The organism is Pseudodesulfovibrio portus (genome assembly GCF_026000375.1).
Lineage (GTDB): Bacteria > Desulfobacterota > Desulfovibrionia > Desulfovibrionales > Desulfovibrionaceae > Pseudodesulfovibrio > Pseudodesulfovibrio portus.
Map to the genome: position 1 here is coordinate 1,267,296 of NZ_AP026708.1, position 23,503 is coordinate 1,290,798.

Annotated in this window: 19 protein-coding genes; 5 read left to right on the forward strand and 14 right to left on the reverse strand. The window is 63.2% G+C overall.

The genetic code is table 11. The features are described from left to right. Positions 1 to 362: 362 nt before the first annotated feature. The 3 genes from OO730_RS06115 to OO730_RS06125 are packed head-to-tail and all read right to left on the reverse strand — an operon-like array spanning position 363 to position 6,175. Entirely contained in the window at positions 363 to 3,524 is a 3,162-nt protein-coding gene (locus OO730_RS06115) for a beta-phosphoglucomutase family hydrolase (RefSeq protein ID WP_264983704.1), read from the reverse strand. Between the two features lie 24 nt (positions 3,525 to 3,548). Then, entirely contained in the window at positions 3,549 to 4,754 is a 1,206-nt protein-coding gene (locus OO730_RS06120; RefSeq protein WP_264983705.1) for a trehalose 6-phosphate synthase, read from the reverse strand. Between the two features lie 11 nt (positions 4,755 to 4,765). After that, complete coding sequence (locus OO730_RS06125; protein WP_264983706.1) at positions 4,766 to 6,175, reverse strand: DUF4139 domain-containing protein; 1,410 nt, start codon at positions 6,173 to 6,175, stop codon at positions 4,766 to 4,768. Positions 6,176 to 6,435: 260 nt separating this feature from the next. Here OO730_RS06125 and OO730_RS06130 point away from each other — a divergent pair, with 260 nt between their 5' ends. Then, on the forward strand, positions 6,436 to 7,416 hold the full coding sequence (locus OO730_RS06130) for a diguanylate cyclase (RefSeq protein ID WP_264983707.1): 981 nt from the start codon (positions 6,436 to 6,438) through the stop codon (positions 7,414 to 7,416). 159 nt (positions 7,417 to 7,575) lie between these two features. On the opposite strand, the gene OO730_RS06135 is transcribed toward OO730_RS06130, so the two are convergent. The 4 genes from OO730_RS06135 to lpxK form a co-directional block, all read right to left on the reverse strand. Beyond that, on the reverse strand, positions 7,576 to 7,740 hold the full coding sequence (locus OO730_RS06135) for a hypothetical protein (RefSeq protein ID WP_264983708.1): 165 nt from the start codon (positions 7,738 to 7,740) through the stop codon (positions 7,576 to 7,578). 222 nt (positions 7,741 to 7,962) lie between these two features. Next, complete coding sequence (locus OO730_RS06140) at positions 7,963 to 8,622, reverse strand: LexA family transcriptional regulator (protein WP_264983709.1); 660 nt, start codon at positions 8,620 to 8,622, stop codon at positions 7,963 to 7,965. A gap of 152 nt (positions 8,623 to 8,774) precedes the next feature. After that, the gene (gene rnr / locus OO730_RS06145) at positions 8,775 to 10,973 is read right to left on the reverse strand and encodes a ribonuclease R (protein ID WP_264983710.1); all 2,199 of its coding nucleotides are present in this window, start codon (positions 10,971 to 10,973) and stop codon (positions 8,775 to 8,777) included. After that, a complete protein-coding gene (lpxK, locus tag OO730_RS06150) occupies positions 10,966 to 12,063 on the reverse strand; it encodes a tetraacyldisaccharide 4'-kinase (protein ID WP_264983711.1) in 1,098 nt (365 codons plus the stop codon). Before lpxK ends, rnr begins: the two co-directional genes overlap by 8 nt. A 159-nt stretch (positions 12,064 to 12,222) precedes the next feature. On the opposite strand from lpxK, the gene OO730_RS06155 reads away from it, so the two are divergent. After that, complete coding sequence (locus tag OO730_RS06155; protein ID WP_264983712.1) at positions 12,223 to 13,230, forward strand: ABC transporter substrate-binding protein; 1,008 nt, start codon at positions 12,223 to 12,225, stop codon at positions 13,228 to 13,230. 66 nt (positions 13,231 to 13,296) lie between these two features. Here OO730_RS06155 and OO730_RS06160 read toward each other — a convergent pair whose 3' ends face one another. The 4 genes from OO730_RS06160 to OO730_RS06175 form a co-directional block, all read right to left on the reverse strand. Further along, positions 13,297 to 14,031: a Bax inhibitor-1/YccA family protein gene (locus tag OO730_RS06160; RefSeq protein WP_264983713.1), complete on the reverse strand. Its 735-nt coding sequence runs from the start codon at positions 14,029 to 14,031 to the stop codon at positions 13,297 to 13,299. Positions 14,032 to 14,163: 132 nt separating this feature from the next. Further along, positions 14,164 to 14,595, reverse strand: a complete 432-nt coding sequence (locus tag OO730_RS06165; RefSeq protein WP_264983714.1) for a YccF domain-containing protein — start codon at positions 14,593 to 14,595, stop codon at positions 14,164 to 14,166. Positions 14,596 to 14,652: 57 nt separating this feature from the next. Beyond that, the gene (locus OO730_RS06170; protein ID WP_264983715.1) at positions 14,653 to 15,804 is read right to left on the reverse strand and encodes a YibE/F family protein; all 1,152 of its coding nucleotides are present in this window, start codon (positions 15,802 to 15,804) and stop codon (positions 14,653 to 14,655) included. A 68-nt stretch (positions 15,805 to 15,872) separates the two neighbouring features. After that, a complete protein-coding gene (locus OO730_RS06175) occupies positions 15,873 to 17,333 on the reverse strand; it encodes an alkaline phosphatase (RefSeq protein ID WP_264983716.1) in 1,461 nt (486 codons plus the stop codon). Between the two features lie 306 nt (positions 17,334 to 17,639). On the opposite strand from OO730_RS06175, the gene OO730_RS06180 reads away from it, so the two are divergent. Beyond that, positions 17,640 to 18,416 carry a class I SAM-dependent methyltransferase gene (locus tag OO730_RS06180; protein ID WP_264983717.1) on the forward strand — a complete coding sequence of 259 codons (777 nt, stop codon included), beginning with the start codon at positions 17,640 to 17,642 and terminating at the stop codon, positions 18,414 to 18,416. A 324-nt stretch (positions 18,417 to 18,740) separates the two neighbouring features. Here the strand turns inward: OO730_RS06180 and OO730_RS06185 are convergent, their stop codons facing one another. The 3 genes from OO730_RS06185 to OO730_RS06195 are packed head-to-tail and all read right to left on the reverse strand — an operon-like array spanning position 18,741 to position 21,629. Further along, positions 18,741 to 19,670 carry a calcium/sodium antiporter gene (locus OO730_RS06185; RefSeq protein ID WP_264983718.1) on the reverse strand — a complete coding sequence of 310 codons (930 nt, stop codon included), beginning with the start codon at positions 19,668 to 19,670 and terminating at the stop codon, positions 18,741 to 18,743. 36 nt (positions 19,671 to 19,706) lie between these two features. Then, positions 19,707 to 20,774 carry a tRNA(5-methylaminomethyl-2-thiouridylate) methyltransferase gene (locus tag OO730_RS06190; RefSeq protein ID WP_264983719.1) on the reverse strand — a complete coding sequence of 356 codons (1,068 nt, stop codon included), beginning with the start codon at positions 20,772 to 20,774 and terminating at the stop codon, positions 19,707 to 19,709. Positions 20,775 to 20,825: 51 nt separating this feature from the next. Further along, positions 20,826 to 21,629: a substrate-binding periplasmic protein gene (locus OO730_RS06195; RefSeq protein ID WP_264983720.1), complete on the reverse strand. Its 804-nt coding sequence runs from the start codon at positions 21,627 to 21,629 to the stop codon at positions 20,826 to 20,828. 188 nt (positions 21,630 to 21,817) lie between these two features. On the opposite strand from OO730_RS06195, the gene OO730_RS06200 reads away from it, so the two are divergent. After that, on the forward strand, positions 21,818 to 22,279 hold the full coding sequence (locus tag OO730_RS06200) for a bacteriohemerythrin (RefSeq protein WP_264983721.1): 462 nt from the start codon (positions 21,818 to 21,820) through the stop codon (positions 22,277 to 22,279). Between the two features lie 162 nt (positions 22,280 to 22,441). Further along, positions 22,442 to 23,491 carry a recombinase RecA gene (recA, locus tag OO730_RS06205; RefSeq protein ID WP_264983722.1) on the forward strand — a complete coding sequence of 350 codons (1,050 nt, stop codon included), beginning with the start codon at positions 22,442 to 22,444 and terminating at the stop codon, positions 23,489 to 23,491. Positions 23,492 to 23,503: the final 12 nt, after the last annotated feature.

Consider the following 23,503-nt stretch of genomic DNA (forward strand, 5'->3'; position numbering starts at 1 on the left):
TACGGCTGCACCCGAGCGCCCATACGGGCATTAGATTTTGTACGGCTCGAAGACTCGCCTGCAATTCACTATAAATGCACAGCTGCACCACTCTCCCAAGCCTTACGGCGCGGGGCGGTCTTCTGCTCCTCTTTACGATTTGCGAACTTGGACACTGAAAATGCCCGCCGGAGGAACCGGCGGGCATTTTAGCGTTGGGATGTTTTGTTACGAGGGAAGAGCGCCTGAAAGGACAGACCTCGCCGAAGGCGATACAAAAAGTTTAGGGAAAGGAGGGGGTGGGGGTCCGGGGGAAGGGGAGGAAAGAACCCTTTTCAAAGGGTTTTTCCTCCCCTTCCCCCGGCCGCCGGAGGCAGGCCCGCCTAGCGGCGGGCTTCAACCGTCATGCCGGGCTTGAGATCGTACTGCTTGCCGAATATTTCCACGGGCACGACCTTGTCGCCCTTGTGGTAGGCGGTCATGTAGACGCGGTCGGATTCGATGCGCAGGTCGTACCAGATGGACGAGCGGATGAAGGACAGGTGCATCTCGCCCCAGTGGGCCGGGAGGTCGGGTTCGACCTTCATGGGTTCCGAGGACAGGTTCAGCCCGGCAAAGTCCTGCTTGACCACTTCGAGCGTTCCGGCCATGACGCCGGTGTGGATGCCCTCGATGGTGGTGCCGCCCTGGGTGTCCCGGATATCCGAGGCCATGGCCTCCATGAACCAGTCCCAGGAGACGTCGCTGGGGTAGATATACTTGGAAATGACCGCGTGCACGACCTTGGAGAGCGTGGAGCCATGGCTGGTACGCTGCTCGTAGAAGTCGTAGTTGGCCTTGAGCAGCTTGATGGGATCAGCCACCTTGTGGCCGAGCTGGGTCAGGATGCGGACCACCTCTTCGGGTTCGAGGATGTACCAGGTCATGAGCGTGTCGGCCTGCTTGGCCACCTTGTAGTGGTCCGGGCTGTCGCCCTCGGCCTTGAGGATGCGGTCCATGCGGTGGATGGAGTAGAACCGCTTGCGGTAGCCTTCCCAATCCAGCTCGTCCAGGTCCATGTACCCGTCGAACTGACTGATGATGCCGTCCTCGGTCATGATCACGTTGAGCTTGGTGGTCATATCCTGCCACTTTGCGATCTCCTCGCTGGTGAGTCCGATCTTTTCGACCACCTGCTCCCGCGACTTGGGCGGCAGCTGTTCCAGGATTTCCAGGGATCTTTCCAGCAGCCAGACGACCATGATGTTGGTGTAGGCGTTGTCGCGGATGCCCGGTTCGTCCGACCCGGGCAGGGCCTCGTGGAACTCGTCCGGGCCCATGACGCCTTCGATGTGGTACTTGCCCGACGTCTCGTCGAAGGTGGCGATGCCGCCCCAGAACCGGGCGATGTCCAGCATCATTTCCGCGCCGTGATCGCGCAGGAACGTCTTGTCCTCGGTCCAGGACACGTATCTCCAGGCGTTGACGAACACGGCGATGGAGACATGCCTCTGGCGGCGGGACAGGTCCGGCCCCCAGTTGTCGGCCTCGGGGTTGTAATGCACCTCCTGGGTCTCCTCGCTGCCGTCGTCCGCAGTCTGCCAGGGGAACATGGCCCCGGTGTACCCGTTCTCACGGGCGTACTCGCGGGCCGCGTCGAGCCGGTTGTAGCGGTACATGAGCAGCGCCTTGGATATCTCCGGGAAGTTGGAGTCGAAGAACGGCTGGATATAGACCTCGTCCCAGAAAATATGGCCGCGATAGGCCTCGCCCGACAGGCCGCGCGCAGGCATGCCGGCGTCCCGGTTGGAGTTGTGCGGGCTGGCCGTGACCAGCAGATGGTAGATGTGCAGCCGGAGCACGCGCTGGACGAACCGGTCTCCGGTGACGCGGATGTCCGCCTTCTGCCACAGTCCCTTCCAGCTCTTGGCGTGCGGGCCGTACACGCCCTTGAACGTCTTGACCCCCTTGAGGCCGTCCAGGCAAAGGTCCTGAAGATTGCCGGGCCGCCGATCGAGCGAGGTCCGCACGTAGACGAACTTCTCGATGGAATAGCTGTGGTTCTCCCGGGCATTGACCTGCATGACCTCGGAGACCTTGGCCTTGTCGCGGACCACTTCCTTGCGGGTGACGACCTCCTTGCCGTCCTCCATGACCCTGGACTTGGACGCCATGAGAATCTGGTAGCGGGAATGGGAGGTCTCCACGTGCAGGTACACGCCGTCACCGGCCTTGCCGCTGGAGACGCGGTTCAGGTGCTGGGTGTTGAGGCTCGAATACCGGGCCACCCCGTCGTTCTTGACGTTCCCGTCCAGCGAGGAGCGTATGGTCAGCTTGGCCGTGTAGTTGAGCGGCGTGAAGTCGAACTTGAGCGCAAGGAGATGGGGGTCGGACATGGAAGCCAGGCGGCAGGAGGAGACCCTGGTGATGCGTCCCACCTTGTCCTTGACCACCATGTGCCGCTCCATGACTCCCTCGCGCATGTTCAGGCTGTGGCAGTAGCTCAGGACTTCCATGGACAGCGGGCTGGTGTAGTCGCCGGCCCCGATCTTGTATTCCACGGGCAGCCAGTTGGGGCAGTTGACGAAATCGTTGTTCCAGATTTCGCGGCCCTGCACCATGCTGGGAGTCTTGTTGAACACGCCGGAGATGTAGGTGCCGGGATAGAAATAATAGGAGGAGCATTCACACTCGTAGGCTCCCCGCGTGCCGAGATAGCCGTTGCCCACGGTGGTCATGGTCTCGCGCAGCTTCTCGTCGCCAGGCTCGAAGCCGTGGTAGGAGAGTGACCATTCGTCCGTGGCCATGCCGGACTCGAACCACTCGTTGATCTCGTCCACGGTGATCTCGCCGAGGTCGGAGACCACCCGGTCCGCGCCGAAACGCATGAGCAGCTCGCCGGGCACGTTGCGGGCCACGCCCAGCGTCATGCCGAAGTTGCCCGCGCAACCGGCCTGGACGCCGGAGATGGCGTCCTCGACCACCACGCACTCGCCCGGCTTGAGGCCGAGCCGCTCGGCGGCAGTGATGAAGATGTCGGGCTCGGGCTTGCCCTTGAGGTCCAGTTCGGCGGACACCAGGCCGTCCACCTGGGTGTCGAAGTACTCCTGCAGCCCGCCCAGTTCGACCACCATGGAGCAGTTGCGGCTGGAAGTCGCCAGGCCGATGCGGACGCCCTGGTCCCTGAGCTCCCTGATCAGGTCCACGGACGTCTGGAAGACCTCCGGCCCTTCCTGCTCGAGGACCTCCCGGAACAGCTCGTTTTTCCGGTTGCCCACGGCGCAGATGGTCTCGAAGCCGGGCGCGTCTTCCGGGGTTCCCGGGTCCAGGCGGATGTTCCGTGACTTGAGAAAACTCAGCACGCCTTCGAATCGGGGCTTGCCGTCGACGTACTGCTGGTAATCCGCCCGTGGGTCAAAGGGCTCGAACTGGGTGCCCGTCGTCTCCGCGTGGTGCTTGAGGAACTCGTTGAAAGAGGTCTCCCAGGCCTGCGCGTGCACGCGGGCTGTCCGGGTGATGACACCATCCAGGTCGAAAATGACGCCTTTGAGAGTGATGTTCGTCACAGATCGCTCCTTGTTGCCTGAAAACTATGGGCAGGACTGCATCGTGCCCAGTATGGCCACCAGCATGTCGGGTTCCGGGACAATTTCCACGTTGGCCGAAAGCCCCCTGACCCGTTTGGCCAGGTCCTCGTTTTGCGTGACGTATATGGCCCGCGTGTCCGGGGCCAGCTCCAGGGCGGCCTCGAGCATGGGCACGTCCGACCCGGTGTCGCCGCATATCAGGTGCGGCCCGCGGAACATCTGGATATCCAGTTCCGCGTTGAGGAATTTCACGCCGTCCCCCTTGTCGAAGTCCTTGAGCCCGTCGTTCGAGGTCTCCACCGTGAGAATGATCTCCACGTCCAGGCCGGTGTCCTCGATGCGGAAGTTCATGGCCTCGGGGTCGATTTCCGCCACCAGTTCCCGCAGCACGGTCATGAACCGGCCCGACTCCGCCTCGTCAACGGACCGGCCGATATCCTGCCGGGCCACGGTGGTCTGGCCGAACTTGAACTGCAGGCCGGACCCGATGAGGGTGAACTTTTCAAATTCGGGCCGCGAGGTCAGCTCCGACAGCCGGACGTTGAGGGTGTCGATGGCCACCTGCTTCTCCGGGGAGATCGCCAGCCGCCTGACGCGGCCTTCCAGGTCCAGGCACTCCCGTCCCTTGGACGCGGCGTAGTAGATCTTCCCCTCCGGGTTCACGCTGATCTCGATGAGCCCCTCCAGCGGGGCCGAAGTCAGGATGACCGGAGTGGTCGCCTTGTTCAGGGCGAACCGCGAGAAGAACACGGCATTGTAAATGGACTGGATGGAGGTCAGGTAGCGGGCGCAGTAGTTGTTGATGGTCCCGTCCCGGTCGGTGATGAAGGCGTTGATGTCCAGCCCGGCCAACAGGTCCCGCCCGGCCGCCACCCGCTCGGTAAAACCGGGATGAAGGTCGGACAGGAATTCCAGGAAGGCCGCCTCGCCCCGCCGTATGAACAGCAGGTCCTTGCGCAGCTCGTTGATCTCGTAGTCCATGTCCAGGCCGATGGTCCTGTCTCCGGACAGGATGAGCGCCTTGCGCCCGTCCGCCTCGGGTACGGCCTCAAGGTCGGCCAGGGCGTTTGCCAGGGAATCCGCTGCCCCGGCCCCGTCGCCTCCGGCAAGGATGTCGGCCACCGAAGCGAAGCGCACCTGCCGGGTCTCGCCCATGAGCGTGTAGAAGTCCTTGAGCGTCTTCAGTTCCCTGCGTTCGATTGCCGGCATGGTTCCCCTCCTCAGTATTCTATCCGCACCGTGTAGTTGATGACCAAACCGTCCGTTCCAGCCGACGGCGGCAACCCCTTGAGATCGAATTCAATGGTGGCGGCGTCCGCCACGGCGTAACTGGCGTCGGAGGAAAGCACTTTCCACTGCCCGGGGAAGGAGTCCGCGAGCTTGAGGTCGGCGGGCACCTTCTTGCCGTTTTTCACGGTGACGGCCCAGCCGATCTCGTAGGCGCTCTTGCCCACCTTCTCGAAGGAGGTCTGCCTGCGTTCCACGCTCACGTCAAAGGAGCGGCCCAGGACCAGGCGCACCGCATCCCCCTCGGCCACATGGCCCAGCCGCGTCTCGCCTGCCAGGAGGTGATGGCCGTCAGTGGTGGGCATGTATACCCGGACGGTCCCGGCGGGCAGCGGACGGCCGAGCTTGTTGACCGCGAGGTTGTCGAAGGTCAGCGCGGATTCCACGGACTGGTCGATCTTCCCGGCGCGTTGGCCGGTGCCAGCATGGTAGCGGCTGACCAACTCCTGCCGCACAGGAACCCCGGCGGCCGAGAACAGGCTGGCCTGGCGGGCGCCCTGGGGCGGCAGGGTGACGGCCGTGGGCAGGGTGTAGACGTGGTATTCGGAAAATGACTCCTCGGAAGCTCCCGCAGCATTGTCGGGCATGGCCGCCTCCATGGCCAGCACGGGCTCGCCGCGCCGGGCCATCTTGTAGGAGGCCGGAGCGCGCTGCACGTCGCCCGCCACCAGACGGACGTCCGCCCCCTTGAAGGCGTAATCCGAGGCGTTGGTCACCGTGGCCCAGGCCTCCAGGTCGGCGGTGGCGCCGTCGGCGCTCACGGCCATGGTATAGTCGGCCTGCCAATTGAGGCCGCCCATGAGGTAGTGCAGGGCCACGCTCTTGCGGCCCTCGGACTCATTGTCGGTGGTCAGGGTCAGCGTGGGTTTCTCGTTGAAGCCCTTGGGCATTTCCGGGAGGAGAACGGCCTCGTACCCGCCCACATAGACTTCCTTGCCCATGGAAAAGACCGGCCCCTCGGCGTTGGACAAAAGCCTGGCCTTGCGCAGGATGCGCGCGTTGGCGTCCGCCGGGTCGGGCAGGATGACGCTCAACTCCTTGCCCACGTAGAGGTCGAGCAGGTTCCGGGGCGTGATGGGACGGTAGCTGTATTCGATGCCCTCGACCCCCATGCCGGGGGCCACCGCCCGGATGGACGTGGCGTCCAGGGTGGCCGGGACATCGGTGAACACCACCACGGCGGGCCCTGCGGGCAGGGTGACGGCGCGGGTTTCACGGACCTGTGCACGTCCGGAATTGTACACGGCCACGAAGGCGCCGGTCGCCCCGGCGGATGAAACAGCGGGAGCGAGCAGGAGGAGGGAAGCAAGAACAAGTGCGGGGAAAAGCATGGGGCGGGTCATCGGGCCTCCGTTCAATGGGTGACGATTGGACTGGATATCCTTACCGGATATTGTTCAACAAGATACACGGCCATGATCGTTTTTGCAAAAAAATAACAAAGATTCTGTCCAGAAGACCGCCCCCGGGTTCACGGGCAAAGGCCTCCCGCCCCAACGCCTTCCCAAAGCGCGGCAGTCCCCGACCGGAGGGCGGAAGAGCCTGCCCGGCGGGCAATTACCCACTCGCCAAAATATCTCTTTCCTGATAGGAACAACCTGTCATGAAGATTCTGATCGTCACCGACTCCGCATCAACGGTCGCCCAATTGACGGTGATCCTCAATGGTGCCAACTACATGGACGTCAGAGCGGTCATTACCCTCGACGAAGCCATGATCGCCATGAAGCGTGCGGCGCTGGCCGACACACCGGTCGACCTGGTGCTCATCGATCTCGACAACGCCGCCGCCGACGGCCTCGTTGCCACCCTGACCATCAAGTCCCACCGCGAGTTCGAGGACGTGCCCATCATTTCCATCACTGCGGACGATTCCGCCAAGGTTCTCGACCGCGCCTTTGCCGCCGGGGCCTCGGACTATCTGGTCCAGCCCGTGGGCAAGACAGAATTGCGGGCCAGGGTCCGCTCCGCGCTCCAGCTGCGCCGGGAAATGATCAAGAGAATGCTCCGCGAACGGGAGCTGGAACGGCTGGCCAGGAAACTTGAACGGATGTCCAACCTGGACGGCCTGACCGGATTGGCCAATCGCCGATGCTTCGACGACACACTGGTCCGGGAATGGGTCCGCAACGGCCGCGAGGATCATCCGCTCGGGCTGCTCATGATCGACATAGATCACTTCAAGCTCTACAACGACGCCCTCGGCCACGTGGACGGCGACACCTGCCTGCGCAAGGTCGCCGACGCCCTCACCCAGGCCACTCGCCGCCCCGCCGACCTGGTGGCCCGATACGGCGGCGAGGAATTCGCCATCATCCTGCCCAACACCGACTTCGAGGGAGCCCAGTCAGTGGCCGACAACATCCACGACAACCTGGCCTCCCAGAACATCCGCCACCCGGACTCCACCGTGGGTGGCTGCGTGACCGTATCCATCGGCGTCGCCTCCGGCGTCCCCACCTGCGGCACCACCCCGGAACACCTGGTCCACGCCGCCGACCGCGCCCTCTACCAGGCCAAGCAGTCCGGACGGAACCGGACCGAAGGCGTCTCCCTGTCCGGCCCCGACGAACTCCGGCAGTAGCCGTCCCGCCCCCCGAATCGGCACAAACCAGGATCACGACCCCCCGCAAGGACAGGGCGAGGGCCGCGCGCTCCGGGGAGTTGCGCACGGCCCTCATCAAACAGGGATGGGCAAGCAGGGGTCCGCAAGGATGGGACCCCCGACTTGAACAATGGAAAATTATCTCAGGAAATGGATGGAGAGGTAGGCCCCGCAGCAGGGGCAGACCTTGACCGGGGACACGATCTCGGCCTCATCGACGATGACCGCTTCCCAGGGAAGAAAGCCATCCAGAGTGTACTGGACCATCAGCCTGTGACCACACTTGCAAAACCGTTCCTGCATGACGCTCTCCTTTCCTCAACGCCGAAGCGCTGTTGTTCTTTATGAGTCAACGTGATTTTTTAATAAACAACCTCTCTTCGTTTTGTCAATTAATTTTTTACATTTTGTTGTGTTTTTTTCTACAATTTCCCACGACCAAAAAAGTGCCAATTATCCCGAACAGAAAGCCCCCTCGCAACACACCGTTGCCAGGGGGCTTTCCGATTCCTTACGGGAAAAATGCTACCGATATTCGCGGGAAGCCCACAGGACCTGGCCGATGACCCGGACGTTGTCCAGTTCGTCACCCGACAGGTGGATGGGCGAATAGTCCATGTTGTCGCTGCGCAGGACCAGGGTGCCGGGCAGCCGCTCCACGCGCTTGACCATGACCGTGTCCTCCACGCCAACCGCATAGATGCCGCCGGAGAGCACGTCGGACCGGGACTGATCGATGAGCACCATGTCCCCCTCCTTGATCTCCGGCTCCATGGAATTGCCGATGACCTCCATGAGCACCATGTTGGCCGGATTGCCCCGGCTGTGCAGCCATTCCGAGCGGAAGGAGTAGTACCCTTCCACCTGGCCCTCCGTCTCGAACGAGCCGCCGCCCGCACAGAGGCGGGCGCGCACCTTGGGCACCTGCTCGTAATAGGGCCCCTCGTCCTCGACGGCCACCGCCGCCTCGGGCCTCGGCAGCCCCTTGCCCTGCTCCAGCCAGAGCGGATTCAATCCGAACCGGGCCGACAGGTCCAGAATCCAGCGGGCGGGCACGGCGTCCTTGCGCTTGGCAAGCGACACCGCCGCCCTGCCCACGTCCAGCTCTCGCGCGAGCTGGGACTGATTCTTTATGTCCGTCTCCGAACACAGCCTCCTGAAAAAGGGTTCAAATCCGTTACTCATTGTTGCGCCTTGGTTAATAGATGTGTTGCTCTATGGTCAAAATGTTTAGCAACAATTGACTTTCACGTCAACCACAATTTGCTTTTTTATCAACTGCTCCCCTTCCGGCTGTCGGAAGAGCCGATCGTGCGCAAGGCCACCGACGGGTGCCGCTATTCGATCAGGTCCTTGTAATTCCTCGACGCGGCGACAACGGACTTGAGGCTGAAGTTCAGTTCCAGCCTCTCCAGGCTGACCTCGTCCAGGACCACTTCCACGGACTGCCCCAGGGCGAAGGCCTGGCCCGTGCGTTCGCCCACCAGCATCTCGCGCTTGGGCCAATAGGTGTAATAGTCGTCGTCCATGGACGAGAGCCTGACCATGCCCTCGGCCATGACGTCCTTCAGCTCCACGAAGAAGCCGTAGTCCGTGATGTGCGAGATGACGCCGTTGAACGTCTCGCCCACGCGGTCGCGCATGAACAGGACCGTGACGCGCTTGAGGATTTCCCGCTCCGCGTCCATGGCCACGCGCTCGCGTCCCGAGAGATGACCGGCCACGTTGTAGAGCTTCTTCTTGCCGGGGATGGGCGGGGGCGCGCCGTCGCCGTCCATGGCCAGGGCGACCTTGACCAGCCGGTGCAGGACCAGGTCGGCATACCGCCTGATGGGTGAGGTGAAGTGGGCGTACTCCTCGGACGCCAGGCCGAAGTGGCCCTCGTTGTCCGGGGAATACTTGGCCTGCTTCATGGACCGCAGGAGCATGCGGTTGACGATGTACGCCTTGTCCGTGCCGCGCATGGAGGCCACCAGCATCTGGAGCTTCTTGGGCGTCATCTCCTTGGGCATGACAATGGACTTGTCCGTGCGCGAAAGCAGCTGGAACAGGTTCCTGAGCCGCTCCTCGTCGGCCTGGGGGTGGATGCGGAACATGCACGGCAGGCCGCGCTCCACCAGGAAGTGGGCCACGGCCTCGTTGGCCGCGATCATGAACTCCTCGATGATCTGGTTGGAAAAGGAGCGTATCTTGGGCCTGATGTCCGTGGTCTCGCCGCTTGCGTCGAAGAATATCTCCGGCTCGGGCAGGTCGAAGTCCAGGGACCCGCGCCGGGAGCGGATCTTGTTGATCTTCCGGGCCAGTTCCTCGGCCAGCTCCAGCATGGGCAGCACCGGCCCGACCCGCTTGCGGGCGGCCTCGTCGCGGTCCAGCACCGCCTCCTTGACCTGGGTGTAGGTCAGGCGGGCGTGGCTGCGGATGACCGCCGGATAAATCTCGGTGGCGCGCGTCAGCCCGGACTGGTCCGTATCCATGCGCACCACCATGGTCAGCCGCTTCACGTCGGGATTGAGAGAGCACAGCCCGTTGGACAGCCGCTCGGGGAACATGGGTTCCACGGACCGGGGGAAATAATAGGAATTGCCGCGCTCCAGGGCCTCCTTGTCAAGCGGCGACCCCTCGGGCACGTAGTGGGCCACGTCGGCGATGGCCACCCAGAGGCGGTAGCCCTTGGGTCTGCGCTCCACCAGGATGGCGTCGTCGAAATCGCGGGCCGTGGCCCCGTCGATGGTCACGAAGGCCAGGTCGGTCAGGTCGCGGCGTCCCTTGAAATCGGACTCGACCGGCTCGCGCGGCAGACTCTCGGCCTGGTTCATGGAGCCGGACGGGAACCGGGTACGGATGTTGTGGTTGGATTTGACCAGCTCCTCCTGCACGGACACGTCCCCCTCGGGCCCGAGGCGCGCGGTGATCACGCCTTCCCACATGGTGTGGTCGATCTTGTCGCCCGGCTCGCACAGGGCGATGTCGCCCGGCTCGAGCTTCACGGATTCGTCCTTCAGGGAACAGATGATCCCGAATGCCAGGCGCGGATCGGACGGACGGCACAGCCAGTCGCCTCCGGTCATCTTCTTGAAGACCTTGACCGGCAGGATCTGACGGCCCCGCTCCAGGATGCGGACCACGCGTCCCTCGGCGTTGCGGCCCTGCCGTGCTTCGCCGAGCACGGACACGACCACCTTGTCGCCGTGCCACGCCTCGTTCAGGTCGCGCTGGTTGACGAAGATGTCGTTGCGCCTGCCGTCCTCGGGCACCACGAAGCCGAATCCCTGGCGCTGGATTTCCAGCCGCCCGGTGACGCAGTGCATGGCCTCGGCCAGGCCGTAGGCCCGACGGATGCGAATCAGCTTGCCGTCGCGGACCAACTCCCTGAGCAGGTCCTTGACGACGTGCTTGTCCCGCTTCTTGAGCTTGAGCTGGCGGATGACCTCGGCCCTGGACAGGGGCCGCTTCACCTCCCGAAACAGTTTCAGCAATGTCGCCTTGGACAAGGGAGGCGTGCTCGGCCTCGGCTGTTTGTTTTTCTTCTTAGCCATTTCCGCCATGCCCCGCCGTCCGGCCCCGGATTGCGTCAAACCGGGTTTCCCACCACGATTCGAAGGTCACATGCTTGCCCAGGGTGGAAGGGCCGAACACCACCCGCAAGTCGAATTGCCAAAATGCCTCGGTACAGAGCGGCCCCAGCTTTACCGCGTCCTTGGGCGTGCACAGGATCGCCCCGCAGCCCGCCATGTCGGCGGCCCGGGTGATCGTCAGCACGTCTTTCTTGGTGTACCCGTGGTGGTCCTTGAAGACCTTGTGCTGGGCGGGCGGATAGCCGAAATAGGCCGTGGCCGTGGCCGCCACCTGGGCCGGTTGACCGACCCCCGAGACCAGCAGGTAGGGAGCCCCGCCGAAATCGATGGCCGCGCCCTCGCCCACCACCTGCCTCAGGCCCGTGGGCGCGATGGAAAAGGAAAACACCGGCTTGAACAGCAGGCCGAGCCGCTTGTCCAGGACCGGCCTGAGTTCCTTGAACCGCTTGGGGGAAATCTTGATCATGAACGCGTCGGCCCTGTGGAGGGCGCTGCTCGGCTCCCGCCACGACCCGGCCGGAATAACCCGGTCCCACTCCTCCCCCAGGTCCTCGGGCCGGAGCAGGGCGAGGTTCACGTGCCGCCTGACCGCCATGTGCTGGAATCCGTCGTCCAGTATGAACAAGCCCGGCTTGAACGCCTCCTCGGCCATGCGGCCCGCGCGGCCCCGGTCGGGATCGACGACGATACGGGCGTTCTCGTGGTTGCGGGCGAGCATCAACGGCTCGTCACCGGCCTCTTCGGCCATGGCTCCGGGCTGGACCACGTAGGGAAGCGTCTTGGGTTTGGCGCGATACCCGCGGGAGAGCAGAACCGGCTTGAGCCCCTTCTTTCCGGCCCAGCCGAGAAGCCAGTCGGCCACCGGGGTCTTGCCCGTGCCGCCCCAGCCAATGTTGCCCACGGAGACCGTGGGCACGGAGGGGGTCCAGCTGCGCATGACTCCGGCCCGATAAAGCTTCTCGCGCACGCGCATGATCCGCCCGTAAAGCCAGCCGCAGGGCTTGAGCACGGCAGAGAGCGAGCGCTGCACTGTGGTCACGGTATCAGACATGGTACTCCAGGGTATGCTCCATCTGAAAATCATACCCGGCACGGACTGCCGAGGCAAGGGGAAGTGGCCCGCAACAAGATTATACTGTCTCCATTGCTGAAAAAACTGTATGGTCCCTCCCATACCGATAACCAGACGGGACGACGGAGGTACCGTTCCATGCGCACGACGACCATACTCACGACCGCCCTGCTCCTGGTCACGTTGTGGGCAATCCCCTCTTCCGCCGCCGCTGACCGGCCCGTGGTGCTGGTCGTCAACAGCTACCACGCGGGCTACCCGTGGGTCATGTCCCACAACGAGGCGTTGCGGCGGAACCTGTCGGATATCGCGGACCTGGTCTTCCATGACATGGACACCAAGCGCCTGAACCCGGCCCACCACCTGGACCGGGCGGCCCTGGCCCTGGACAAATACCGGGAGGTGCAGCCCGACCTGGTCATCCTGGCCGATGACAACGCCCTGGCCTTCCTGGGCCCCGACATCACCCGCGCGGGCACGCCCGTGGTCTACCTCGGCATCAACGCCAACCCCCGCATCTACGCCTGCGAAAACGACCTGCTCACCGGGGTGCTGGAACGCCCGCTGCTCAAACGCTCCATCATCTTCATCCACGACATTCTCGGCCCGTCCATGAACAAGTGCATGGTCCTGTTCGACAACGGGACCACGGCCAGGGTCACCATGGACACCATCTTCAAGGGAAACAACCGCATCATGGTGGGAACGGTTCAGACGGACATCGTCCTGGCGACCACCATGGAACAATGGAAGCAGCACGTCCTGACCGCCGGGGAACTCGGCTACGGGGCCATCATCCTCGGCCTGTACCAGACCCTGACGGACAACGAGGGCAAGCATGTGCCGGACGACGTCGTGGCCCGGTGGACCGGGGCCAACTCGCCTGTGCCCGTTTTCGCCTTCTGGGACTTCGCCGTGGGCAGGGACAAGGCCGTGGGAGGCCTCGTCCTGGCCGGTCGGCCGCAGGGCGAGGAGGCAGCCGGGCTGGCCCGGCGCATCCTGGACGGGGAGGACCCCAAGCAAATCCAGCCCGTGACCGCCGAACACGGCCGGTTCCTCTTCAGCCGATCCGGGCTCGAGCGGTGGCATATCGACCTGCCGCCCTCCCTGACGCAACCCGGCGAGGTCCTGGAATTCGTCGAATGACCCGACCAGTAAAAAGGCCGCATCCGGTTATCGGATGCGGCCTTTTGCTTGTCGGTAAATCCAAAGCTACCTGCGGTCGCCCATGAGCCTGAGCAGCATCAGGAAGAGGTTGTAGAAGTCGAGGTACAGGGTCAACGCGCCCAGGATGGTGCCGCGCCGGATGGCCGCCGCGTCGTTCATGGGGACGTTTTCGCCCATGGTCTTGAGCTTCTGGGTATCGTAGGCGGTCAGGCCCAGGAAGATGATCACGCCGATGACCGAAATAGCGAACGACATGGCCGAGCTTTGCAGGAAGAAGTTCACGATCATGGCGATGATGATGCCGATGAGTCCCATGAACAACAGACTGCCCCAGCCTGTCAGGTCCTTCTTGGTAATCATGCCGTAAATGGACATGGTGCCGAACATGCCTGCCGTGGTCAGGAACGTGGCGAACACCGAGGACTCGGTGTAGACCATGAGGATCGGGGCCAGGGAAAAGCCGGTCAGCCCGCTGAAGACCATGAACAGGGTCGTGGCCGTGGACGGATTCATGGTGGAAATTTTGAAGCTCAGGAAAAAGACCATGCCGAAGCTGGCGAAGAGCGCGATCATGGGCAGCATGGTGGGCTGCAGCAGGCCGGTTTCCGCATTGTAGGCGAAGGCCAGCCGGGACAGGGCCGGGACGTACAGGGTTGCATACGCCACCAGGGCGGTCAGGCCGAGGCCTGCACTCATCCAGCCGTACACGCCGCGCATGAAGGCGTTGACGAGTTCCGCTTTGGCCGCTTTGGCCTGAGGCATGCTGGGATACTGAGACATATTTATTCCTCCGATTGGTTGTCCGATAAAAGCCGGTCCTTACCGGCGTCAACGTCTAGATAATCAGTCTTCCGCAAGCTGGCAAGGGGGTGCACGAGTTTGCACATCCCGCCGATGGACACGGGCCGGGGGCTAGCTCCTGACCCCGTGCAGCCGCTCGGCCTCTTCCACGCTGACCACGGTCAGGCCGATGGGCGCAAGCGTGATGGCCGCCAGCTTGAGGTGCTGCCACCCCCACGGGATGCCGATGATGGTGATGAAGCAGCCGAGCGCAGCCATGATGTGGCCCAGGCAGAGCCACCAGCCCGCGAACACGAACCAGAGGATGTTGCCGATGATGCCCCAGTCCGAGGTGCCTGCGTCCTTCTGGCCGGTGACCACGTCGCGGCGGACCAGGGTGCGCCCGAAGGGCATAAGGGCGAACCCGGCGATGACGAAGGCGCTGCGCGCCCAGGGGATCCCGATGATGGAAATGAGCAGCAGGCAGCCCGACAAGAACCAGCCGAAGGCCATGAGCAGGCCGCCGATGATCCACCAGATCAGATTTCCTATCAGTGACAGCATGGAGGGCTCCTTGTGATTGAACGACCTGCCATGTGTTCGCCCATCCGGGCCTTTTCGTCAATGGTGAAGCGCGTCCGGGCGCACCTTCCGGCCGACCAGGAAAACACCGCCCACCACGGCCGTGAACGGGGCCACCGCGACCAGCCCGAAGCTGCCCACCAGCGTCTTGAGGACCTCGGCGGCCACGTAGATGAAATTGAAGGTGGACGTCAGCGGGATGCCCTGGGCCATGAAGGCCATGAGCAGGGTCACGTACCCGCCGGAATAGGCCAGCAGCAGCGTGGTGGTCATGGTCCCGACCACGGCCCGGCCCACGCGGATGCCGGACCAGACCGCCTCGGTCCTCGATATGCCCGGATTCTTGGCCACCACCTCGCCCATGCTCGCGGCCACGTCCATGGCCAGGTCCATGACCGCGCCGGACGACGCCAGGAAAACCCCGGCCATGTAGATGCGGGTCAGGTTGAGGTGCCCGTACCCGGCGTAGAGCAATGTCTCGGCAAAGGGCATGACCGCGCCGTGCACGTGGAACTCGCCCGTGAAATAGGCGGCCAGCGCGCAGCTCGACACCACGCCCAGGAACGCGCCGAGGAAGGCGGTCATGCCGGTGCGGTTGATCCCGGCCACCAGGAAGATGATCGCCGCCGACAGCAGGGCCACCACGCCGAGCGCCAGCCAGACCGGGTCCACCCCCTTGAGCAAAAGCGGCACCAGCACCTTCCACAGGACCATGCCGGTGAAGGCGAAGGAGAGCAGCGCCTTGAACCCCGTCAGGCCGCCGAACAGGAGCAGCAGCCCGGCGAACAGCCCGAGCAGGAGCAGCTCGAGCCCCAGCCGGTAATGGGCCTGGGGATTGACGAAAAGCACTTCGCCGTCCGCGCCCACGGTGATGACCACGTAGGCCACGTCCCCCGGCTTGAACCGCTTGTCGCGATCCATTTGGCCCAGGAGCTGGTTGTGGGCGTCGAATTTCCGTCCCTCGAACGGGCCGTCCAGGATTCTCAGGGTCACGGACTGCTCGCCGGTCAGGACCAGGCCGAGGTGGCGGATCCGGTCGTCGTCAACGGCCGTCACCTCGGCGGTGCAGCGGACAGCGTCCTCGCCGGAGTCCTTCTCGAACCCCGTGGGCACGAAGTAGAGGCCCGTCGCCAGGCAGGTGAAGACGACGATGAGCAGCCAGTCGCGGTAGTTCTTGCGGGATGAAGGCATGGTATCCTTGAAAGAGATGCGGGCGGACCGGCGATACCGGCCCGCCCGTGGATATCGGGTATCCTCGGTTAGTTGGAGGCCAGGTGCTGGGGCTTGGGAGCGATGCCCATGATGGACATGATCTTGGTGGCGATGTCCTTGTTGTCGTAGCTGCCGTTGAACAGCTCCGCGCGCACGCCCATGGCCGAGGTGGAGACCGGCACGCCGGTGTGCTTGTAGGAGGTCCAGCCCAGGCCCGCCTTGCCGTTGAGCAGGTGGGTGATGGTCACGGACAACGGGTCGTACTCGCCGTAGAGCAGGTACTCGGCGCTGTTGACCTTCTCGCCGGCCATGGACCGGGCAAAGGCTTCTTCCAGGTCCTTCTGCTCGAAGTCGGCCAGGACCAGGGCGTCCTTCTTGGCGTCGCCTGCGAACTTGAGGCCAAAGTTTTTGGTGATGATCGGCTTCATGGCCGAGAAATCACCGCCCTTCTTCCTGAAGCCCGCCATGATTTCGTCGGTGAACTTCTGGAAGGAGACCTTCTGGTGGGACAGGATGTCGTAGTGGGAGCCGTATTTGGTGCCCGCGAAGCCTAGGGTCAGGCCGCCGCACTCGTGGTCGCCGGTGACCACGATGGCGGTGTCGTCGGGGTGCTTCTTGTAGAAGTCGATGGCCTTTTTCACGGCGTCGTCAAAGGCGATGGTGTTCAGGATGGACGCGGCCGCGTCGTTGGCGTGGCAGGCCCAGTCGATCTTGCCGCCCTCGACCATGAGAAAGAAGCCCTTGTCGTTGTCGAGCATCTCGATGGCCTTTTGCGTGAACTCGGGCAGGGTGATGTCGTCGCCGGTCATGTCCATGGCATAGGGCAGGGCCTGGCCGTCCTGAAGCCACTTATTCCATGCCAGGACCTTGCCGTCACCGGGCTTCAGGGCCATGAAGGCCTTCCTGTCGGCGACCACCTTGTAGCCGTTGGCCCTGGCCTTTTCCACGGCGTCGCCCCTGGGCGCATCGGACTTCTTGCCCAGCGGGTCCACCAGGCCGCCGCCGGCAAAGAAATCGAACCCGGACTCGGCCAGGGCGTGCGCGATCTCGTGGTACATCTTGCGGGTCTTGACGTGGGCGTAAAAGGCCGCCGGGGTGGCGTGGTCGATGGACACGGACGAGACGATGCCGACCTTTTTGCCCTGCTCCCTGGCCATCTCGGCCACGGTCTTGACCGGCTTGAAGTCGGGGTCCACGCCGATGTAGTTGATGTTGGTCTTGATGCCGGACGCCAGGGCCGTGGCCGAGGCTGCGGAGCCGGTGATGAACCGGTCGTTGGCAAAGGTAGTGGTGATGCCCTGGGCGGGCATGGAGTCGATGGCCAGCTCCTTGCCCGTGTAGGCGCTGGTGGCGGCACGCTGGGGCAGCCCCATGCCGTCGCCGATGAACAGGAACACGTACTTGGCGGTTTTGGCCTCGGCGCGCTGAACCTGCCCGGTTGCCATGAACGCCACGGCAAGGAACAGCACAAGCGCACATTTCACGAAAGCTTTCTCAATCCTCAACATTATTCGGCCTCCTCAGGTCGCATGATTATTCGATGAAATCATAGCTACCCCCGGAAGGTTACGAACAGGCGGTGGAACGTGAAAGCCGCGTGTCCCACATATGACGAATGGGTCACATATTGCCGGGGCCGCCATGCCCGGCCGGGGGCGGATGCCGTCGCCCCGGACCGTCGCCGCCCGGTTTTTTGGTGAATACCCCTTGTTTTTCATTTCCGATGATTCTACATAGCCCCATATTTCGTGTTACTATTTTAGTATTTTTATGCATCGGTACAATACTCCGCAAACAGTCGGGAGCTGACAGCAATGGAAACGGAAACTTCACAGGGATCGAAGAAAAAGGACTTCTGGGACAGAAAGGCCCGGACCTTCCCCCGCTTCGAAGAGGGGGAAGACACCTACGAGGCGGGCATGCTGAACAGGATACGGGAGCACGGGGTGGACTTTCGCGACGCCACCGTGCTGGACGTGGGTTGCGGCAGCGGCATGTACACCATCCGCCTGGCCCGCGAGGCGAAACAGGTCACGGCCGTGGACATCTCGGACACCATGCTCGACATCCTCAGGCAGGACGCCGAGGAACAGGGGCTTGGCAACATCGACTACGTACGCTCCGAGTGGATGGATTTCGACTCCGACGCCACCTTTGACATCGTGTTCTGCTCCATGACTCCGGCCATCCAGGACGACGAGTCCCGGTTCAAGCTCCTGAGCCACGCGGGCCGCTGGACCGTGTTCATGGGGTTCGACGGCGTCATGAACTCCGACATCATGACCGGCCTGTACGCCCACTACGGGGTCACCCCCAGGAAATTCGTCAACGGCACCGAGATGCGCCACTGGCTGGACAGCCACGCCATCCCCTACACCCGCTACCCCATCGAGGGCACCTGGGTGACCCCCAAGAACCTGGAGATGCGGATGGACGGTGCCGCGACCTTCCTTTCCCAATACGGCGTCACCGCCGACCAGGACCACCTCGAACGGTACATGGCGCGATTCGAGGAGGAACCCGGCGTGTACGTCGAACACACGGATTACAAGATAGACCTGCTGATCTGGGAGAACCGGGCCGATGCTTGAGCGGTCGAAAGCCGCAGCCTCAAAAACGAGAAAGGCCTCCTTGCGGAGGCCTGGATTTTCTCGGTGCAAATAAAAGGAAGATGCTTTCTATAGAGCACCTTCCGTGCCAACCGATCGGACGATTTGCATTTAATTATTTTATACTGCTATTTCAAATCGTTGGAATAGCAATTTCCACCCTGCGCCCGTATGCCCATAGAGCCCGGACGGTTCAACTTTTTATACTTTTCCCGGAACCCCGGCCACAGGGGCCAAATTCTTTGACCAAGACATGGACGCAGGATGCCCCCCCTCTACAACGCCGTGAGGCTTGCAAAAGAGGGTCTATCCCATGAAGTCGTTCGCCCAGCGGACCAGATTGATCCCGATGAGCAGGGCGCCTTCCCAGCGGCTGACCTTCCAGCCCGTGCGCAGGAAGATGAGGACGAGAAAGACCATCCCGACCAGCGCGATCAGACCCGAAGAGGCGGCCTCGGACACGGGCAGCGGCTTGAGCAGGCAGGTCAGGCCGAGCACGCCCGCGAAGTTGAAGAAGTCCGAACCGATGAGATTGCCGAGAAGCATCTCGTTCTTGCCCTTGATGGACGCGGCCAGGCAGGTGACCAGTTCGGGCAGGGAGGTGCCCGCAGCCACGATGGTCACGCCGATGACCCAGGAGGACACGCCGAGGGTCGAGGCGATGGACGTGGCGGCCGTGACCATTAGGTGCCCGCCTGCGGTAATGGCCGCGAACCCGCCCACGAGCAGCGCACCGTCCATCCAGGACGCGACCCTGTCCCCGATCTCCTCCAGTTCGCCGTCGCCCACGTTCTCGCGCTTGACGCCGAGGTAGACCAGGTAGCCTGTGAGCAGCACCAGGAGGCAGCCGCCGAACACCCGGCCCAGTTCGCCGGTGAAGGACACGGCCAGGATGCCCGCCGTGGTCAGGAACAGGAGCAGCCCGTCGCGGTAGACGATGGTCCGGTTGGAGACAAGCGGCTTGATCAGGGCCATGAGCCCGAGGATGAAGCCGAGATTGAATATGTTGGACCCGACCACGTTGGACAGGGAGATGTCGTTATGCCCCCGGAGCGCGGCGTCCACCGTGACCAGGAACTCGGGAGCCGAGGTGCCCAGGGCCACGATGGTCAGGCCGATGACCAGCTCGGACACGTTGAATTTCCGGGCGATGAGCGCCGCCGAGGTCACGATCCAGTTGGCCCCGAACCAGAGCAGCAGGGCGGACGCGCAAAAAATCAGGATATCAAGAAACATGGGTACTCCTTACGTCAAGGGCAGGGCGGGCACAACCTAGGCGTCGGCGGCGGCGCGCGCCTTCTTCCACTCGGATACGATGGCCGGTTTCGGTTCGGCCCAGGGAAGCGCGGTGTCGCGGGACGGGACGACCTCCACGGTCTCCACGGCGTCGCCCCTGCGCACGGCGACCTTGACCGTGACGCCCGTCGACTCGAAGTGCTTGCGCGCCTTGCCCGAATAGGAAGCGATCAAACCGGCGGCGTCCATGACGGCCTCGGGGGACCAGTCGCCGTCCACCGGACGGGCAACGGCCAGGGGACCGGGAAAATCGACCAGCTTGAGCACGTAGTCGCCGGGTTCCGCGCAGGCCGCGATCCGGTCGTTGTCCGCAGCGGTCCGGCCAAAGGTCAGCCAGTGGGCCCCGGCCCACAGCTGGCGGCCCGAACGGGCCAGGGAGAAATCGTTTGGCGTCGGCACGGGCCGATGGGTGAGCAGCTTGACGAACCGGGCCGCGCCCTGGGCCTCGGTCAGGCAGCAGCCGCCCGCCGGGGTGGGCACCTCGGTGAACCCGTAGTGCTCGGCCAGGGCCATCTGGGGCTTTCGACCGCGCCCGGACCAGTCGTGCAGCCTGTCGCGGTCCACCAGCCCGGATTCCTCCATGGGCGTGACCGGCTGGAGCTTGGCGCACAGGGGCCGGAGCAGCAGATCGCGCACCACGGCCCGCTTGGTGATCAGGTTGAGGGTGTCCTCGCGCTGGCTCATGGGCCGCTGGCCCACCACCTCGCCGGAGATGAGAAATTTCGCGCCGTATTCGGGCAGAAGGCCCACGGCATGGGAGAGCATGGTGATCTTGCAGTCGATGCACGGGTTGAGCCACTTGCCGTACCCCTGGGACGGGTCGAGCAGCATGTCCACGTACTTCTGCCGGATGTCCACGGCCGTGACCTCGACGCCGTAGAGTTCCCGCCACCTGTCGAATTCCGGCTCCTTGCCGAAAAAGGGCGTGACAAAATGCAGCCCCAGGACCTTCAATCCCTGGTCCATAACCGTGCGCATGGCCAGGATGGAGTCCAGGCCGCCGGACAAGAGCGCCAGCGCGTCGTATGTTTTTCTTTCCGCCATGGGAGGGTCAATTAAGGGAGATCGGTGCTTAGGGCAAGCCTTATGCCCGGATCAGCCGCCCTGCCAAGGCGGCAACGCCCTCAAAACGGAATTGAAGCGTTTCAGGAATTCATCCGCAGAAAGCCCCTTGTCCTCGAAATATTTGCGGGATATGGGCGCGCCGAAAGGCCTCTCCGCTCCGATGACCTTGGGACAGGGATAGATATCGTCAAATTCCGGCGCGTGCCGGTTCTTGAGGAAACGGCCCACGTTCACGTCGCTGATGAACATGTCGATGCGCCCTGCGGCCGCCATCTGGAAATGCGTCAATTCGGGACTCTTGCCCCCTGAAGAATCCAGGGTGAACGCCCCGGACGCCACGGCCTCGTCCCACTTCGCCCCGTAGGAATACCCCAGGCCGACCCCGATCCGAAGCCCGGCCAGGTCTTGGTAGTCCCGCCAGCAGGAAGACATGTCGCTGCCTTTCTTCCACATCACGGTGGTGATGTGGAAGACCGGGTCGGAATACTGCATGTACGCCCGCCGCTCTTCGCTGGTGGCGCAGGGGAGCATGATCGCCATATGCCCGTCCTGCATGTTCGCCAGACAGCGCTTGAACGGCATGAGTACCATCTTGGGCGTATACCCCATGGCCGCGAGCGCCCTTTTGACGGTCTCCACGGCCCGGCCCTGAAGTTCGCCCGAATCGTCGACGTACGCAAAAGGCGGGAACACCCACGCCGCCACTTCGAGAGTCGGCCCCTGAGCCCTAACCGGGACAACGCACAACCACGCGGCGACCGCTGCAAGCACCGCCGCCTTCGCACCCCGGGACATCCTGTCCGACAACGCCTTCATCAGCTTACAGAAATTCATGCTCAATCATATATTGAATTGCGGCGTCCCGGTCAATCCGAAGTCCCGAGGGGGGGCCGTCGTCACCCGCCCCCCCCTGCGCAGGAGCCCGAATTCACAGGCGTCCTGCATTGAACCTAAAAGTAATTTTGTGCTATCATCCGACCGATCCCGAATCGAACCCGAACCAGCCCACCGCAGGAGCCGCCATGCCGTTAATCAAATGGACCCCCGAAATCAGCGTGGAAGTCCCCCTCATCGACGATCAGCACAAGCGGCTCATCGCCATTGCCAACGGCCTGATCAAGGCGGTGGGCCGGGGCCTCGACGAACGGGTCGTCAACAACGTCATCCGCAGGTTGCGGGAATACACGGTCTTTCATTTCAGTTCCGAGGAAAAGCTCATGGAGGAGGCCCACTACCCCAAGCGGGGAGAGCATGCCCTTGAACACCGCCGTCTCAAGGAGCAGGTCAAGCAGTACCAGCGGACCATCTACTACAAGGAAAACCCGAACCCCGAAGCAGTCACCAACTTCATCAGGACCTGGCTGCTCAAGCACATCATGGAGTCGGACCGAAGGTTGGCCGATTTCATCCACGAACAGGAAAAGAAAAAAATGGAAAAGAAAAAGGCGCAAGCCCAGCCGAACCCGACTGAAGATCCGGCGTAAACCACCCGCTGCCAACCGCGAGCTGGCCACGGCTCCGCCTGTGGCCGTGTCCGGCCCGCCCGTATTTCCCCTCTACATGTGGTTGTTGCCCACCACGAAGCTATCTGGTATCGAAACGTGTTGCTCGATTGTTGCCGCCTGTAAATCCCGGAGGATACCTACATGGCAAGAAAAGCCGCTGAACCTGAAGTTCTGCGCAAAGAGGCGCTCGGTACCGCCCTGACAACCATTGAACGCAAGTTCGGGAAGGGCTCGATCATGCGCATGGACGGTGAGGCCTCGCATTCCATCCCGGCCATCCCGACCGGTTCCATCGGCCTGGACATGGCGCTTGGAATCGGCGGCGTGCCGCGCGGCCGAGTCATTGAAATCTTCGGCCCGGAATCGTCGGGCAAGACGACCCTGGCCCTGCACATCATCGCCCAGGCCCAGAAGGACGGCGGCAGCGCCGCATTCGTCGACGCTGAACACGCCCTGGACCCGGGGTACGCCAAAAGGCTGGGCGTCAAGACCGACGAACTGCTCATTTCCCAGCCGGACTACGGCGAACAGGCCCTGGAAATCGCCGACCTGCTGGTCCGTTCCGGCGCACTCGACGTGGTGGTCATCGACTCCGTGGCCGCGCTCATCCCCCAGGCCGAACTGGAAGGCCAGATGGGCGAGACACAGGTTGGCGGGCAGGCGCGCCTCATGTCGCACGCCCTGCGCAAGCTGACCGGCACCATCCACAAGTCCAACTGCGTGGTCATCTTCATCAACCAGATCCGCATGAAGATCGGCATGACCGGCTACGGCAACCCCGAGACCACCTCCGGCGGCAACGCGCTCAAGTTCTACGCCTCCTGCCGGTTGGACATCCGGCGCATCCAGACCCTCAAGGACAAGGAAGAGGCCTACGGCATCCGCGCCCGCATCAAGGTGGTCAAGAACAAGGTGGCCCCGCCCTTCCGCCAGGCCCTGGTAGACGTGCTGTACGGCCAGGGCATCTCGCGCATGGGTGAGATCATCGACATGGGCGTGGAGCACGGCATCATCGAGAAGTCCGGCTCCTGGTTCGCCTACGGGTCGGAGAAACTCGGCCAGGGCAAGGAGAACGTCCGCGCACTGTTGCAGGACAATCCGGACATCGCCGAGAAGATCGAAGAAGACATCATGACCCATCTCGGATTCCGCGAGGTACCCGAGGAAACAGCCGGAGACGCCGGCGAATAGTTTTTTCAGCCC